This is a genomic window from Pseudomonas sp. Pseusp21 (assembly GCF_059492145.1).
This window is the reverse complement of record NZ_CP168520.1, coordinates 1794987-1810708: the sequence shown is the minus strand read 5'-3', so window position 1 is coordinate 1810708 and position 15722 is coordinate 1794987. Positions and strand designations below refer to the sequence as shown.

General features: G+C 60.1%; 11 protein-coding genes. 5 read left to right on the top strand and 6 right to left on the bottom strand.

All coding sequences use genetic code 11. The annotated features are described in order from the left end of the window. Nucleotides 1-221: 221 nt before the first annotated feature. The 3 genes from msrB (at nucleotide 222) to ACEN93_RS08025 (ending at nucleotide 1663) form a co-directional block, all read left to right on the top strand. Nucleotides 222-617: a peptide-methionine (R)-S-oxide reductase MsrB gene (gene msrB / locus ACEN93_RS08035; protein WP_495611287.1), complete on the top strand. Its 396-nt coding sequence runs from the start codon at nucleotides 222-224 to the stop codon at nucleotides 615-617. A 102-nt stretch (nucleotides 618-719) separates the two neighbouring features. Continuing rightward, nucleotides 720-1205, top strand: coding sequence for a glutathione peroxidase (locus tag ACEN93_RS08030; RefSeq protein ID WP_495611286.1), 486 nt, complete (start codon nucleotides 720-722; stop codon nucleotides 1203-1205). Beyond that, a complete protein-coding gene (locus ACEN93_RS08025; protein WP_039770440.1) occupies nucleotides 1202-1663 on the top strand; it encodes a MarR family winged helix-turn-helix transcriptional regulator in 462 nt (153 codons plus the stop codon). Before ACEN93_RS08030 ends, ACEN93_RS08025 begins: the two co-directional genes overlap by 4 nt. Here ACEN93_RS08025 and ACEN93_RS08020 read toward each other — a convergent pair. Next, nucleotides 1647-3968, bottom strand: a complete 2322-nt coding sequence (locus ACEN93_RS08020) for a hybrid sensor histidine kinase/response regulator (protein WP_039770438.1) — start codon at nucleotides 3966-3968, stop codon at nucleotides 1647-1649. The two genes, ACEN93_RS08025 and ACEN93_RS08020, sit on opposite strands and share 17 nt — an antisense overlap. 166 nt (nucleotides 3969-4134) lie before the next feature. On the opposite strand from ACEN93_RS08020, the gene ACEN93_RS08015 reads away from it, so the two are divergent. Then, on the top strand, nucleotides 4135-5025 hold the full coding sequence (locus ACEN93_RS08015) for an ATP-binding protein (protein ID WP_007955716.1): 891 nt from the start codon (nucleotides 4135-4137) through the stop codon (nucleotides 5023-5025). Continuing rightward, nucleotides 5022-5504 carry a GAF domain-containing protein gene (locus tag ACEN93_RS08010; RefSeq protein ID WP_039770434.1) on the top strand — a complete coding sequence of 161 codons (483 nt, stop codon included), beginning with the start codon at nucleotides 5022-5024 and terminating at the stop codon, nucleotides 5502-5504. Before ACEN93_RS08015 ends, ACEN93_RS08010 begins: the two co-directional genes overlap by 4 nt. On the opposite strand, the gene ACEN93_RS08005 is transcribed toward ACEN93_RS08010, so the two are convergent. The 5 genes from ACEN93_RS08005 to ACEN93_RS07985 form a co-directional block, all read right to left on the bottom strand. After that, entirely contained in the window at nucleotides 5505-8447 is a 2943-nt protein-coding gene (locus ACEN93_RS08005) for an HD domain-containing phosphohydrolase (RefSeq protein WP_495611285.1), read from the bottom strand. A 49-nt stretch (nucleotides 8448-8496) separates the two neighbouring features. Beyond that, the gene (locus ACEN93_RS08000; protein WP_495611284.1) at nucleotides 8497-12141 is read right to left on the bottom strand and encodes a transporter substrate-binding domain-containing protein; all 3645 of its coding nucleotides are present in this window, start codon (nucleotides 12139-12141) and stop codon (nucleotides 8497-8499) included. Nucleotides 12142-12149: 8 nt separating this feature from the next. Next, nucleotides 12150-12776, bottom strand: a complete 627-nt coding sequence (locus tag ACEN93_RS07995) for a response regulator transcription factor (RefSeq protein ID WP_039770429.1) — start codon at nucleotides 12774-12776, stop codon at nucleotides 12150-12152. 359 nt (nucleotides 12777-13135) lie between these two features. Next, complete coding sequence (locus tag ACEN93_RS07990; protein WP_495611283.1) at nucleotides 13136-14464, bottom strand: deoxyguanosinetriphosphate triphosphohydrolase; 1329 nt, start codon at nucleotides 14462-14464, stop codon at nucleotides 13136-13138. A gap of 68 nt (nucleotides 14465-14532) precedes the next feature. Next, nucleotides 14533-15696 (bottom strand): EAL domain-containing protein, encoded by a 1164-nt coding sequence (locus tag ACEN93_RS07985; RefSeq protein WP_039770425.1) that lies wholly within the window; start codon nucleotides 15694-15696, stop codon nucleotides 14533-14535. Nucleotides 15697-15722: the final 26 nt, after the last annotated feature.

Sequence of the window (15722 nt, the reverse complement as noted above, 5' to 3'; positions counted from 1 at the left end):
ATGTGATCCCGAAAATGAACGATCCAGGCGGCGGGTGGACAACCGTGCTGGGAATCCTGCGTCTTCACACAGGCAAGTGTCTCGAGCGGCGGTTTCCAACAATCCGTTTGAATGCGCAGGAACCCGCTGCCAGACTGGCGTGTGACGAGGCGCAATCATACGTGCCGCCCGATCCGTGGAAAAGGTACAGATCGGGCTTTTTCAGCCGCTGAGGTGTGATGATGCAAAAGATTGAAAAGACCCTGGAAGAATGGCGGGCGATGCTCGACCCCGAGCAATACAACGTGTGTCGTCTCAGTGCCACCGAGCGACCGTTCTCCGGTAAATACAACGCCACCAAGACTGACGGTGTCTATCACTGTGTCTGCTGCAACGAGCCGTTGTTTGATTCCAGGACCAAATTCGATTCCGGTTGCGGCTGGCCAAGCTTCTACGCGCCGATCGGCGACAGCGCCATGACCGAAATCCGTGACACCAGCCACGGCATGATCCGCACCGAAGTGAAATGCGCCAGGTGCGATGCACACCTTGGCCACGTCTTCCCTGACGGCCCGCCGCCGACCGGCTTGCGTTATTGCATCAACTCGGTGTGCCTGGACCTGGTGCCGCGCGAGTAACCGATACGGGCGATCCTCGGGTCGCCTTTCGAACAATTAAATTGCACACAATTCAATTGCTCGCTATTTTTGCCGTCTATCCATTTCTCAAGAGTGCGCACCATGAGCGATAACCTGCTGAATATTCCGTGCACCACCATCAAGGGCGAGCAAAAGACCCTCGCCGATTTCGCCGGCAAGGCGGTGCTGGTGGTCAATACCGCGAGCAAATGCGGTTTCACGACGCAGTACAAAGGCCTTGAGGAGCTGTGGCAGACCTACAAGGATCAGGGCCTGGTGGTGCTGGGCTTCCCGTGCAACCAGTTCGGCAAGCAGGAGCCGGGCAACGAGGGCGCCATCAGTGAGTTCTGCGAACTGAACTACGGCGTCAGCTTCCCGCTGTTCAAGAAGATCGAAGTCAATGGGACCGGTGCGCACCCGCTGTTTGTGCAATTGAAGAAACGCGCGCCGGGCGTGCTGGGCTCCCAGGGCATCAAGTGGAATTTCACCAAGTTCCTGATCGGCAAGGACGGCCAGTTGGTCAAGCGCTTCGCCCCGGCCACCAAGCCGCAGGATCTGAGCCGCGAGATCGAAGCGTTGCTCAAATGAACAGCCTGTCCGCCGATTCGCTGAAGCTCGACAGTCAGCTGTGCTTCAAGTTGTATGCCGCGTCGCGGGCGGTGATCCGTGGCTACAAGCCGATGCTCGATCAGCTCGGCCTGACTTACCCGCAATATCTGGCGATGCTGGTGCTGTGGGAATGGCAGCAAGTCGCACCGGAGCAACCAACGGTCAAGGCGCTGGGTGAGCGGCTGGCGCTGGACTCCGGGACGCTGACGCCGCTGCTCAAGCGTCTGGAGCAACTTGAGCTGGTCCAGCGTCAGCGCTCGGCCCGGGACGAGCGTGAGGTCCATCTGAGCCTCACGCTGCAAGGGCAGGCGCTGCGTGAACAGGTCGGGCCTTTGAAGGAGCGGCTGTTGTGCGACAGCGGGGTGGACCTTGACCGGCTCAACGAGCTGCGTGAGGGACTCGATCACCTGCTGGGCCAGATCAAAGCGTTGTCGTAGTCGGTATCCACTGATCCAGCAGCGCCGCCAGTTCTTCACGGCGAAACGGCTTGGCCAGATAATCGCTCATGCCCGCCGCCCGGCAACGCTCGCGCTCTTCGGCCATCGCGTTTGCGGTCAGGGCGACAATCGGCAAGTGCGGCCAGCGACCGCTCTGACGAATCTGGCGGCTGGCTTCATAGCCGTCCATCACCGGCATGTTGCAGTCCATCAGCACCAGATCGAACTCGTCGTGTTCCAGCTGATCCAGCGCTTCCACACCATGGGCTGCGACCACGACATCACAGCCGAGCTTGCCCAGCATGCCTTTGGCCACCAGTTGATTGACCGGGTTGTCCTCCACCAGCAGCACCCGACCGCGCCGCTGAGACGAGACGCTCTCAAGGCGAGCGCGGTCGTTGGTGGTGAGGTCCGGCAACAGCGTTCGGCGCAGATTCTGATACAGCGCGTTGCGGGCCAGCGGTCGCGCCTGCTGCTGCAGCGGGGCGAGGGCGGCGGCTTCTTCACCCGGCAGGAAGCTGCCATACGCGGTCACCAGCAGAATCGGTGCCGTCATCGCCGGGCGCAGGCCGAACAGGCATTCGGGGCAATCGGTGATGATGACGTCGGGGGATAGGCCGAGCAGCGGGTCGTCCAGGGTTCGCTGCTCATAGGTCAGCCCCCAGACCGGCAGCAGGCTTTCCAGCAGTTCCGCCAGGCCGCTGACCGCGTTGGTGATCGCGAGCACTTTGCCGTGCAACGCTGGTGGAATCACCGCGCGGGTGTGGCAGGGCAGCGGCAGTTCGGCGCAGAACTGACTGCCGAAACCCACTTCGGAGCTTATGGTCAGGCGCCCCTGCATGGCTTCGCACAGGTTGTAGGTCAGCGCCAGCCCGAGCCCGGTGCCGCCGTATTGGCGGGTGATGCCGGCGCCCGCCTGGGTAAACGGCTGGAAAATCTTCACCTGCGCTTCCTGAGCGATGCCGATACCGGTGTCGCAGACTTCGATGCGTACCCCTTCCTTCCAGGTGGACAATCGCACATCGACGCGGCCGAAGCGGGTGAATTTCAGCGCGTTGGACAGAAGATTGCTGACGATCTGCCTGACCCGGGTAGGATCGCCGAGCACCAGCGCCGGGAAGTAAGGATCGATCAGGCAGGTCAGCTCGACACTCGGTGCGGCGTTCTGTGACAGCAGGTTGGCGGTGTCTTCGATCAGTGAGCCGAGATCGAAGGGAATATGTTCCAGCTCAAGTTGTCCGGCATCGAATTTGGACAGGTCGAGAATGTCGTTGAGCAATTCCACCAAAACCTTGCCCGAGTCGTGGGCGATGGACAGTTGCTGCTGCTGTTCGGCGTTGAGCGGGCCATCGAGCGAGAGAGCGATCATCCCCAGCAGGCCGTTGAGCGGAGTACGGATCTCGTGGCTCATGTTGGCGAGAAATGCCGAGCGTGCCTCGGCCATGTCCAGTGCCGTGCTGCGGGCCACTTCCAGTTCCTGGTTGGACTGGCTGAGTCGTGCATTGATCGCCTTGAGCTCTGCGGTACGCGCCGACACGATGTCTTCGAGTTGCGCGAGGTAGTCAGTGAGGCGGTTTTCCGCATTGCGTCGCTGCTGGATTTCCGTGGCGATGTTCTCGAACTGCTGGTTGGCGACCTTGACCAGCACGCCGATCTCGTCATTGGCATGCCCGGCTGGACATTCCAGGGTGGTCGGCTCGGCGCTGCGCGGGTCGCGACCGCTGAGTTCGCGGATTACCCGTACCAGCGGTTTGGTCAGCATCACGTAGAACAGCGCGAGCAGAATTCCGGTGAGAATCAGGCTGCGGGCGAAGCCGTTGAGCAACGTGACCTCGGCACGGCGCAGGAAGCGGCTGCCGAACGCGTAGGTGTCGACTTCCAGTTTCAGGGTGCCGAGGGATTCGTTGGGCAAGTGATCGAGATAGAGGCGGTCTTCAAACTGACGTTTGGCGCCGAACAGGAAGTCGCTGATCATCCGGTAGCCGCTTTGCAGCTCCGGCCGTTTGACGTTGGCCAGCACCGTCTGATTGTTGTCGGTCAGTTGCGCCGAGATGATCGCTGGCGAGCGCAGCAGGCCCAGGGTCAGTTCTTGCGCCAGTTCGGCGTCGATGTTGTAGGCGATGCGCGAGGCCGGGTTATGGCTGATTTCCAGCAACGACAGGATTTCACGGTTGATGGACGCGTCTTCACTGGCATAATCGATGCCGATTTGCAGCAGGCTGAGCAGCGTGCCCAGAATGAACCCGACCAGCACGGTAAGCCGGGCCTGTTTGTACGACAGCCGGTGGGTGAATTTGATATCCATGGGGTGTTGAACCACTTCCGTTTCCCTTCGCTGCTCAAGCATAGTCGATCATGCACGGATTCCGGGGTTCCCGAAGCGCCTTGTAACAAGGCCCGGGACAGGTTTCGAACGCTGTCTGTCGTCGCTGCACCGCCATCATTACTGTGAACGAGCCCGAGGAGAAGACGTGGATTCCCGATTGAATGCTTTTCTTGAGCGCGCCGAGTCGGTTCTGGCGCGGATCGAACCACTGCTGCCGGCTCCACGCCCGGTCATCGACTGGGGCACCTGCCTCGCCGCACGCTGGCAACGTGACGGTCGCAGCGGTTATCTGCTGCCGCTGGAAGTCAGCCTCGACATGCGCCTGTCGGACCTGATCGGCGTCGACCGGCAGCTGGAGCAACTGGGCCGCAACACTCAGCAATTTCTCGACGGCATGCCGGCCAACCATGCGCTGCTGTGGGGGTCGCGCGGTACCGGTAAATCGTCGCTGGTGCGCGCGTTGCTGGCTGAACACGCCAAGGCCGGTTTGCGTCTGATCGAAATCGAGCGTGATCACCTGGCGGACCTGCCACGGGTGGTGGAGCAGATCGCCAAGCTGCCGCAACGTTTTGTGCTGTTCTGCGATGACCTGTCGTTCGAGTCCGGCGAAGGCGACTACCGCGTGCTGAAAAGTGTGCTGGACGGCTCGCTCGAACAGGCGCCGGACAACGTGTTGTTGTACGCCACCTCCAACCGCCGCCATCTGGTGCCGGAGAAGGAAAGCGACAACGAAAACTGGAAGCGCGTCGATGGCGAACTGCATCCGAGCGAAGCGGTGGAAGACAAGATCGCGCTGTCGGATCGCTTCGGCCTGTGGCTGTCGTTCTATCCGTTTACCCAGGAACATTTCCTCAACGTCGTCGAGCACTGGATCGGCCAGTTGGCCGCCAAGGCCGGCCTGAGCTGGGAACGCGACGAACAACTGGACATCCTCGCCGTGCGCTGGGCAACCGGCCGCGGCAACCGCAACGGACGTTGCGCGTACCAATTCGCCCGTTATTGGGTGGGACTGAAATTGTTGGAGCACAAGGCATGATTGATTTGCAGCAGAGCGGCCAGGGTCTCGAAGGCTATGGCATGTTGGCCGCGCAACTGGAGTCGCTGCTGGCGGACGAGCGCGATTTCATCGCCAACGCCGCGCAGTTTTCGGCGTTCCTGTTCAACCAGCTCGATGACCTGAACTGGGCCGGTTTCTACCTCAATCGCAACGAAGAGCTGGTGCTCGGCCCGTTCCAGGGCCAGATCGCCTGCGTGCGTATTCCGTTCGGTCGGGGCGTTTGCGGCGCGGCGGCTGCCAGCCTGCAGACGCAGCGGGTCGAAGACGTTCATGCGTTCCCCGGCCATATCGCCTGCGACAGCGCGTCGAACAGCGAACTGGTGGTTCCGTTGGTCAAGGACGGTCGCCTGATCGGTGTGCTCGACCTCGACAGCCCGAAGCTCGCGCGTTTTGGTACCGACGATCAGGCCGGGATCGAACAGCTGGCGGCGATCTTCCTGCGTCTGACCGATTGCTGATCACGTCGTCAGGCCTGCCTTGAGCAGCACGGCCGCCGGGTCCACGGCATCGATCTGCCGTGGATCGAGAAAACGCGTGGCGTATTGCAGATACACGCCATCGCGAATGAACAGCTCGAACAGCTCGGCATCGATGTGTGCGTCGCGGCACATGGTGGCCATGATCCCCAGTGCTTCGCTCAGGGACTTGGCCTTTTTGTAAGGGCGATCGGCGGCGGTCAGCGCTTCGAAGATGTCGGCAATCGCCATCATGCGCGCCGGCAGGCTCATGTCTTCGCGCTTCAGGCGCTTGGGATAACCGGTGCCGTCCATTTTTTCGTGATGCCCGCCGGCGATTTCCGCGACGCTGTTCAGATGCCCGGGGAAGGGCAGGCGACTGAGCATCAGGATCGTCTGCACCATGTGGTGGTTGATGATGTAGCGTTCTTCGCGGGTCAGCGTGCCCCGGGGGATGCAGAGGTTGTACAGCTCGCCGCGATTGTATTTGTAGGGCGGCACGTCGAGTTTGAACCCCCACGGATTATCTTCCGGGATCAGCTCGCTTTCGGCGCGCTCCAGCAGATGTTCGGGCTTGTCCGCCAGCAGCGGTTCGGTGACCGGCAGGGTCGGTGCCGGGGTGCGTGCCTGACGCCGGTTCTCCTCCCATGACAGGCCCAATCGATCATCCAGCGTGCGCGTCCAGGTGCGTTGCGCGATGTCTTGCAGACGTTGCAGGTCACCCTCGAGCATGGTTTCACTGCCCAGATTGCAGCGGGCGACGAACGCAAAATCATCATCCAGTGCCGTCAGGGTGGCCTCGCGCAGACCGGCCAGTTGCTGTTCTTCACCACCCAACGCCAGGGCTTGCCAATAGTTGATCCAGGCGTCGCGCTTGAGCACTTCGAAGCGGGTGCGGATTTCGTGAAGGCGATCGTTCAGGGTCTCCAGCTTGGTGGCTTTGTCGACCACGTATTCCGGGGTCGTGACCTTGCCGCAGTCGTGCAGCCATGCAGCGATGTGCAAGGCTTCCCATTCGTCTTCGCTCGGCTGGTAATCGCTGAAGGCCGGAGCCTGACTGGCTGCAGCGGCACGGGCGAGCATCAGGGTCAGTTCCGGCACGCGCTGGCAATGCCCGCCGGTATAAGGACTCTTGGCATCAATGGCGCCGGCCAGCAGTTGAATGAACGCATCCAGCAGTTGTTTCTGTCTGGCTTGCAGGCGTTGACTCTCGATACTCACCGCGGCCGCCCCGGACACCGCTTGCAGAAAGGCGATGCGATCTGGCCGGAGTTTTTCCAGGTCACTCGGCGTGCCGCCATCGTCGATCAGCAGCACCAGCAGGCCGACGGTTTCGTTGTGCCGGTTATGCAGACGGATTCCAACCAAATGCACCCTCGGTGAACCCATGGCCAGCAGCACTTTCTGCAGGTCGGTGGCCTGTTCGAAACCCAGGTTGCTCACGACCGTGTCGGCGTTGGCCAGTTGCCGGAACCATTCGGGGCTTTGCGAGGCATCAAGACTGCGGCTTTGCAGATCGAATGCCGCCAACGGTTGAGACGAGTCTGCGACCACCAGGCCGTAGGGCTCCATGCGATTGCCATCGTTCTCACGCAGATAAATCAGCCCCGCCTGGGCCTGGGCGATCTGCACTGTCTCGAACAGTACCCGTTCCAGCAGCGGGTCGAAGCGGGTTTCGGCGGTCAGGCTGTCAGTGATGCGAAAGAAGCTGGCCAGGGTGTCTTTCATGCGAGCCATCGACAGGCTCAACTGGTCAATCTCCAGCACCAGCGATCGGCGGGTCACCGGGAAGTTGAAGTCGAAGCTGCGAATTGCATCGGCTTCCTTGACCAAGGCATGCAAGGGCGTCACCAGAACCCGCGAGATCAGCCAGCCCAACGGCAGACATAGCAGCAAGGTAGCCAGCGTGATGAGCGCTCCTTGCCAGCGCAGGCGATAGGCGTCGACCAGCAGTTCGTCTTCGGGCACCAGTAAAGCCATCTGCAAACCTTTCGGCCCGCCTTCCTGCAGCTGGCTGCGGGCGACGATCCATTGTCGGCCATCCACTTCGAGCCGATTGCCCTGGTGCCCGGACAACAAGGTGTGCAAGGCGGGGCTCAAATCGGCGGCCTTGGCCAGGCGCGCCGTGCGGTCATCGACGATCAGCCGGCGGCTGTCGGGATAAGCCACGGCGTTGCCGTCGGCGTCGAACAGGACGATTTCCGTGGCCGGTGTCACCACGTGTTTGATCAGGGTCGCGGAGAGTGCATCAAGGGTCAGGTCGGCGCCGATCACGGCGTCTTCACCGCTGCGTCGGGCCAGCGTCGTGCCAACGTTGTGGGTGGAGAAAAAGACGTAGGGTTCGGTGGTGATCTGTTCGGCCTGCTGCCGTGCGTTGATGTACCACGCCCGGCTGCGAGGATCATAAGGTTCGTCGGGGTGGTCCTGTCGGCCGACCGGGGACAGTGCCTGGTCGAAGAACAGTGATTGTGAATGTGTCTGACCGCTGGCGTCATGTTCGATGCTCCAGACTTGAAACGCTGCTGCGTCCGGTGCCTTTAGCAGGGTTTTCAGCGCTGGCGTGCGCAAGGGGCGGACCATGAAAAAGTCGCCGTTTTCATAACCCAGGTAGAGCGAGGCCAGATCCGGATTGTCCATCAGGGACTGACTGAACGGCTTGAGCAGCGGCATGCGCGATTCAAGGCTGGGAGATCCGGCGGCGGGGGTCTCTGCCAGCAGGCTCAGCAGGTGCCGGATCGGTGCATAAGTGGCCTGCAGGTCGAGACGTACATCCTGTTCGATCCGGCTGAACAGCTTTTCACTACTCGACAGAATGATGTGTGTGGTCTGGTGGTAGTTGAACAAACCCAGCACCACTCCGGTGAGCAACAGCAGAAAGGTGAACATGACGCTGATGTGCACATGCAGCGGAAACCGGCGTTGTTCCGGGCGCAGTGGGCTGGGCATTGCAGACTCTCCGTGTAGGTTAAGCACACTGCTCAGCCTCCAAGCATAGTTAAGCCCCGGCCATTTTGCTTTTGGCGATCCGAGCCAGTTGCTGTTCCAGTGCCTGCTCCAATTCCAGGATGGCGAGGTGGCTGGCCTGGCAATGACGCTCGATTTCTTCCCACGGCAGTACTTGCAGGCAGGCCTGCTCAAGCGCATCACAGCAGTTGATCAGGCGCGAGGCCTGGGCAATGCGTGCGGCGCCTTTGATCTTGTGTGCGATGACGGCCAGCGCGGAGGGATCCCGGGTGAGGCACAGGGCCTGCAACTCCTCCCGATCAAGGCGACTGCTGTTGAGCAGTTCTGCCAGCAATCGGTGGGTTTGAGAGGGGTTGTCACCGGTCAGCAGCGTCAGCCCCTGCAGGTTGAAAGCCGGAGCGGCGAACACCGGCTGAATGCTCTTGATCCATTGGCTCAGGCTGTTGAGGCTCAGGGGCTTGAACAGACATTCGTTCATGCCTGCCTGCTTGCAGCGCAGGATCTCTTCGGGCTGGGCATTGGCGGTGAACCCCAGCACCGTGCAAGCCGGGCGGCTGGTAAGCTTTTCGTGCTGACGAATCGCGCGGGTCAGCTCGTAGCCGTTCATGACGGGCATGTTGCAATCGGCAATGACCAGATCGAACTCCCCGCTCTTCCATTCATCCAGCCCGCGCAGGCCATCTTCCGCGATACAGAATCGATGGCCGAGGTATTCCAGCTGCTGACACATCAGCAGTCGATTGGCCGGATGGTCATCGACCACCAGAACCGTTAACGGGATGAGGGATGGCTGAATCTGTGATTCATCTTCAGCTCTCGCCACTTGTGCAGGCAGAATGGTCACCGGTAGCGATACCCGAACCTGGGTGCCAATTCCGGGCAGGCTGCTCAACCGCAGTTTTCCACCCATCATTTCGCACAGGTTGCGGCTGATGACCAGCCCGAGCCCTGCGCCGCTGACGGTCCGTTGCCCATCGTTGCCGGCCTGGGCAAAAGGTTCGAACAACCGCAACTGATCCTGCGTCGTGATCCCGATGCCGCTGTCCTGTACGGTCAGCTGCACCATTGAACCTTCGGGGTCATCCGTGGGAAGAACATCCAGCGTGATTCTGACCTGCCCCGCGTCGGTGAACTTGATGGCATTGCTGATCAGATTCGACAGCACCTGTTTGAAGCGCAGAGGGTCGAGTTGCACATCGACATTCAGCTCAGGGGGGGAGACGGACACAGTCAGTGAAAGCTGTTTTTGTCGGGCGAGCCCTTCGAAGATTCTGACCACCGAACCCACGGTGTCGATCAGGTTGATTCGCTCGGGTTTCAGACTCAGTCGCCCGGATTCAATGCGCGCAATGTCCAGTATGTCGCCGATCAGGCCCAGCAAGTCCCTGGCCGAATGGTAGGCTGTTTCGATGCCGGAGCGATCCGGGTGTGCCTGATCCATGCGCTTGAGTGTCAACTCGAGCATGCCGATCACTGCGTTCATCGGCGTGCGGATCTCATGACTCATCGTTGCCAGAAACGTACTCTTGGCCCGGTTGGCATCGTCTGCCCGTTCCTTGGCTGCGCGAAGTTCATCGAGCAGTTCGCGGCGCTCACTGATGTCGATCCAGCCGCCGATGATTCCCCGGACGTCGCCACTGGAGTCTCGGTAGGGCAGAATCCAGTGATAGATCGTCAGTCGTCGGTTGCCGATATGCAACGGTCGGTCAAGCACAAGCGGTTTGCCTTCAGTCACTACCCGCTGATAGTCGGCCTGGTACGCCTGTGCCTCGAAAGCGTTGTTCAGCGCACCCTGCATGACATCTTTGCCGATGACGTCTTCGCGCCGGGCATTGAACGCCTGGAGATAACTGTCATTGCAGCTTTGCAGCAGGCCCTGTCGGTCACGCACGTAGATTGGGTGGGGCGTCCCGTTGACCAGTGAACTCATGAATTCCAGCTGGTCGTTCAAGGCCCGTTCCGCCGATTTACGCTGTTTGATCTGGCGGCGCATGTAGGCATTCCAGAGCAGCGACAGCAGCAACAGCAGGCAGGCGCCGCCGATCAGCTGATAAAAGAAACGCCGGTACTGATGCCAGGTGCCTTGCGAAATGTTTGAGTAGCCCCGCCAGCGACCATTGATAATGCCCAGTTCTTCGGGTGTGATGCTCATCAGCGTCTTGTTGATGATCGAGTTCAGTTCTGTGTTGTCCCGGGCTGTCGCCAGAGAAAAAGCCGCCTGACGTGTGCCGATGGTGGTGGTGATCTGCAGGGGATGTTCGAAGGTTCGTGATGCAATGAAGTAGTTTGCGATGACCAGCGAGTTCACTGCGCCTTCGACCTGACCTTCATCGAGCAGCGCCACAGCACTGTAAGTATCCGGCGTCTCGATCAGCTGAATGCGGGGAAACTCGGTGCGCAGGTACTCGATCATCGGATTGCCTTGAGCGATCGCCAGACGTTTGCGTTTCAGTTGCCCCAGGTGCGTAGGGCTGTCGGCGGCCTTTCGGGTCAGCAACACGTATGAATTTTCCAGATAGGGACGGCTGAATTGCAGGGTTTCCTCACGCTGGGCGGTCGGCAGCAAAGCTGCGATCAGGTCAGCCTGGTGGTGTTCGACCTGCTTGATCATTTCGGCATCGCTGCGGCTGCGGCGGATTTCGAAGCGCAGTCCGGTGCGCAAACGAATGAGTTCAAGCAAGTCGGCGCTGATGCCGCGAAAATTGCCGTCACTGTCAAAGAATGTCAGGGGCGCGAAAGCCTCGTTGACCAGTACGCTCACCACCGGATGATTTTTCAGCCACTGCTCTTCGCGTCTGGTCAATTGCAGCTTCTGGTCGGTTAAAAGTGTGTCGCTGCCCACGCTCCAGCGTTTGGCGATATTTTCGCGCTCGCTGCCCGGTACGGCCTTGAGCGCCGTATTGATGATAGCGAGCAGCTGTGGATTGTTGCGATCTACGGCGAAGCTGAAGCCGTGGGCCTCATGCTTGCCGAAACTGGCCATGCGAATATTGTTCAGGTAACCCTTGTTGATCATGTAATGGGTGGAAATGGTGTCGCCGAGAAACACGTCCGCCTGATCGAACGCTACGGCGTTGATTGCGTTCTGGTAGGACGGATAAGAGGTGATGAGGGCTTTGGGATACATCGCCTTGACATCATCCAGCGGGAGGTAGTGATACAGCATGCTCAGCCGCAGTCCTGCCAGGCCTTCGGTCAACGTGCGGGTTTCGCCCTCGCGTGTGACGAGGACCGGTTGATCGATGGCGTAAGGCCTGGACAGTACTATATTGGCGTTTTCTGCTTCGAATCCGTTGGCAGTACCGAGCATGTCGATGTGGCCGTCCATCAATGCCTTGATGGCGGCCTCCCGCGAGGCGAAACGTTTGACCCTGATCGGCAGACCGGTTGCCTGACCAATCAGTGAAGCGTAATCCGCCGTGAAGCCTTCGTAGTCTTGTCCGCTGGGCGTCATGTCGAACGGAGGGTAATCCGGAGCTGAAGTCCCCAGAACCAACTCATTGCGAGCGTGCAGCCACGCCACTTGCGATGGATCGAACAAGGCCTGCACCGTTGGTTCGACCGAACGACCGAGCAGGGTGAGGTCTTTCGAGGTGGGTGATGCGGCTGTTGCAGAGATGCAGAAACCCAGACATGCACTCAATGCAATCAGGAGACTCACTAAACGGCTGGACATGTTGGCTCTCACACGAGTGCGTTACGTTTGGCCATTTCGATAAGTTCTACGAGAGACTTGGCCTTCAGTTTTTGCATCAGTCGTTTCTTGTAAGTGCTGACTGTCTTGTTGCTGAGAAACATGCCTTTGGCAATTTCCTTGTTTGTACGGCCTTGGGCGAAAAGTTGCAAAACCATGAGTTCCCGATCATTGACTGATTTGAAAAGTTCCAGTTCTGCATAGCGCACGTCGTCATGACGAACAGGGTTCAAGGCCTGGCTGGGGAAGTAGTTGTAACCGGAAAGAACAGCTTTGATCGCACTGACCAGTTCACTCAGGTCTTCCTGCTTGCACACGTAACCCGATGCACCTGACTGCATACAGCGAATGCCGAACAGAGTCGGGCATTGCGCAGTCAGTACCAGCGTCTTGAATGGCGAGCTCATGGCATTGAAGCGGGCCAGGACTTCCAGGCCATCGAGCTTGGGAATGCTGATGTCGAGAATGATCAGGTCGGGCATGCATTCGCGAATCATCTGCATGGCATCGACACCGTTATCGGTTTCTCCGACGACTTTATAACCTTCATGCTCAAGCAGCATTCGAACGGCGAGGCGGATGACCGGGTGATCGTCGACAATAAAAACGGAGTTCATAATCAAATCCCATACGAGCGCAAATAAAGGGCGAACCTTAGCTCAATCGAATGAACAGCCGCATGAACCCTCAGGGCGTTAGCGGCAATCTAGGATAAGTCCTACAAATAAAGAGGAATCAGACTACGGGTTAACTAGGTTTGGCGTAGGTAAGCGCGTGAGATGTTCAATGGCGGGAATTTATAAAGTTTATGGCGGCCAGAGAAAGTTTACCGGCTAAAGGCTTTCAATGAGTGTCATTAGTTGACTTCTGGTTATCTTTGTCCCTTGCAACTGAATACACCTGCAGAGGGAAAATGATCGGCATATGCGTCTGCGTTGCCCGACCGCCCTATTGCGGATCGGCCGGGCAGCAGGCGTCAATGGCTGGAGCGTCCGGTCATTTCCAACGCCATGTCACTGGCGTAGCTGTCGGTCATGCCGGCGATGAAGTCGATCATGCGCAGGAACGACGCGTGCAAGGGGCCGTGCGGATCCGGTGCGTTGTTGCCCAGCAGATCGAGAATCCGGCGGCTCTTGAACGACGGCGTGCGGCCGTTGTGCTGTTCCAGGGCCGCACCACAGAAGGCGTTGAGCAGAATCTCCAGGGTCGTGTAGGCGCCGATCTCGTGCAGGGTCTTGCGCTTGTCCTGGAAGATTTTCTTGCGGGCGATGTCCTTGGCGTTCAACACGCAACGCTTGGCCGGGCCGTGCATGTGTTCCACCAGATCCCCCGACAGCGTACCGGCCAGCAGTGCGTCCTGTTGTTCGACGAAGGCCCGGGCGGCGGCGTTGGTCAGGTGTTCGATGGCCTTGCCGCGCAGGATCGCCAGTTTGCGCCGGCGCGAATCCTGCGGGCCGAGCTGGCGATAGGTTTCCGGCAGGTCATCACCGACCAGACCGAGCAGCAGCGACTCGACTTCGGCGTAATCGAGCAGCTCCATTTCCAGGCCATCCTCCAGATCGATCAAGGCGTAGCAGATGTCGTCCGCCGCCTCCATCAGATACACCAGAGGATGGCGCGCCCAACGTTGCTCTTCCAGTTGCGGCAGACCCAGCTTGTGGGCGATCTGCTCCAGCAACGGCAGCTCGCTCTGGTAGCAGCCGAACTTATGCTTCTTGTAACCGAGGGAGTCGGCGTGACGGGCTGTCCAAGGGTATTTCAGATAGGTCCCGAGTGTGGCGTAGGTCAGCCGGGTCCCGCCGTCGAACTGGTGATACTCCAGTTGCGTGAGTACCCGGAAGCCTTGGGCGTTGCCTTCGAAGTTCAGGAAATCCCCTCGTTCGGCATCGCTCATCGCATCCAGCCAGCCGCGGCCCGCAGCCTGCTGGAACCAGTGACGGATCGCGTCTTCGCCGGAATGGCCGAACGGCGGGTTGCCGATGTCGTGTGCCAGACAGGCCGATTGAACCACCATGCCCAGATCGCTCGGATCGCACCATTCAGGCAAGGCGCGACGCAGGGTTTCGCCGACGCGCATGCCCAGAGAGCGGCCGACGCAACTGACTTCCAGCGAGTGGGTCAGGCGGGTGTGAATGTGGTCGTTGCTCGACACCGGATGCACCTGGGTCTTGCGCCCCAGACGGCGGAAGGCGCCGGAGAAGATGATGCGGTCATGGTCTTTATGGAACGGGCTGCGGCCAAGTTCCTGCGGGCTGTGCAACGGTTTGCCGAGACGTTCGCGGTTGAGCAGGGTATGCCAATCCAAGGCTGATTCTCTCCGTCTGGTGACTGATTCCCTAGCTTCCCGGTTCAGGCTGGCATCTGCAAGCGCAACTACAGCCCCGCCGCATCGATGTCGATCAACAGCAGGCGCTCGCCGTTATCGAAAAACTGTCCGGCGGTCAGGCAATACTGGTTGCTGGTGGCGTCGCGGTAGGTGTTGGAAAGGGTCAGGCGCCGTTCCTCCCAGCCTTCGGCCAGCAGGTGATAGAAGTAGGGGCGCCACGACCAGTTGTGACCCAGATAGCGATTGTCGGCGACCCAGCCGCTGGGGCGCCACTCCAGGTTTGGCGTCAGTTGGGTGCCGTGGCGGTCACATTGATAAAAACGCAGCAGCCAGGGGAAGGCGTCGAGCTGTGGCAGGGCGCTGAGCGGAGCGCGGGCCTGGGCCCAGGTTTGGAGGATGGTCATGAGTTCGCTGAGCTGCTGGCGCATGAACATCAGCTTGCTGCGCTCGGCCAGCTTCTGACGCACGTAAGACTGGCGCAGCTCGGCAAAGCGCTCCACGAAGTCATTCGTACCGAAAAGCGCCTCCTGCGCCCGGGCGAACAGAAAACCCTGCACGTAGCGCGATCCGCATTCCAGCGCGAAATTCAGTTGCGCCGCAGTTTCCACGCCTTCGGCAATGATCCAGCAGCCGGTCTTTTCGGCCATTTGCGCGAGGGCCTTGACCACGTCACTGCTCGGCCCGCCCAGTGCGGCCGCCTGGAACAGACGCATGTCGAGTTTGAGAATGTCCGGTTGCAACGCCAGCACGCGATCGAGCTGCGAATAACCGGCGCCGAAATCGTCGATAGCGATCCGGGCGCCGGCATCGCGGTAGCGCGCCACGACTTCGGTCAGGCGCTGGCTGTTACCGCCCAGTTCAGTGATCTCGAAAACAATCCGTTGCGGGTCGATACCGTGCCGCGCGAGTTGCTTCAGGCTGGGCAGTGCTTGGTCGGCACGCAAGCGGCTGATCCAGCGCGGTGACATGTTCAGGCTGAGAAACCAGTCCGGCGGCGCCTCGTGCAGTCGACTCAGCGCGTTGTCGCGGATCTGCCGGTCCATGCGGCGCAGCGCGATGGCCGGGGTGCGCGGGTCGGCGAACAGCGGTCCGACCGACGCCAGTTGGCCATCGGCCTGGCGCAGACGGCCCAGTGCCTCGACCCCGGCAATGCGTCCGGTGGCGGTATCGATGAAAGGTTGAAAGCAGGCGAGCGGTTGCCCGTCGATCACGGGGCCTCCTTGTCGTTCTTGTTCTG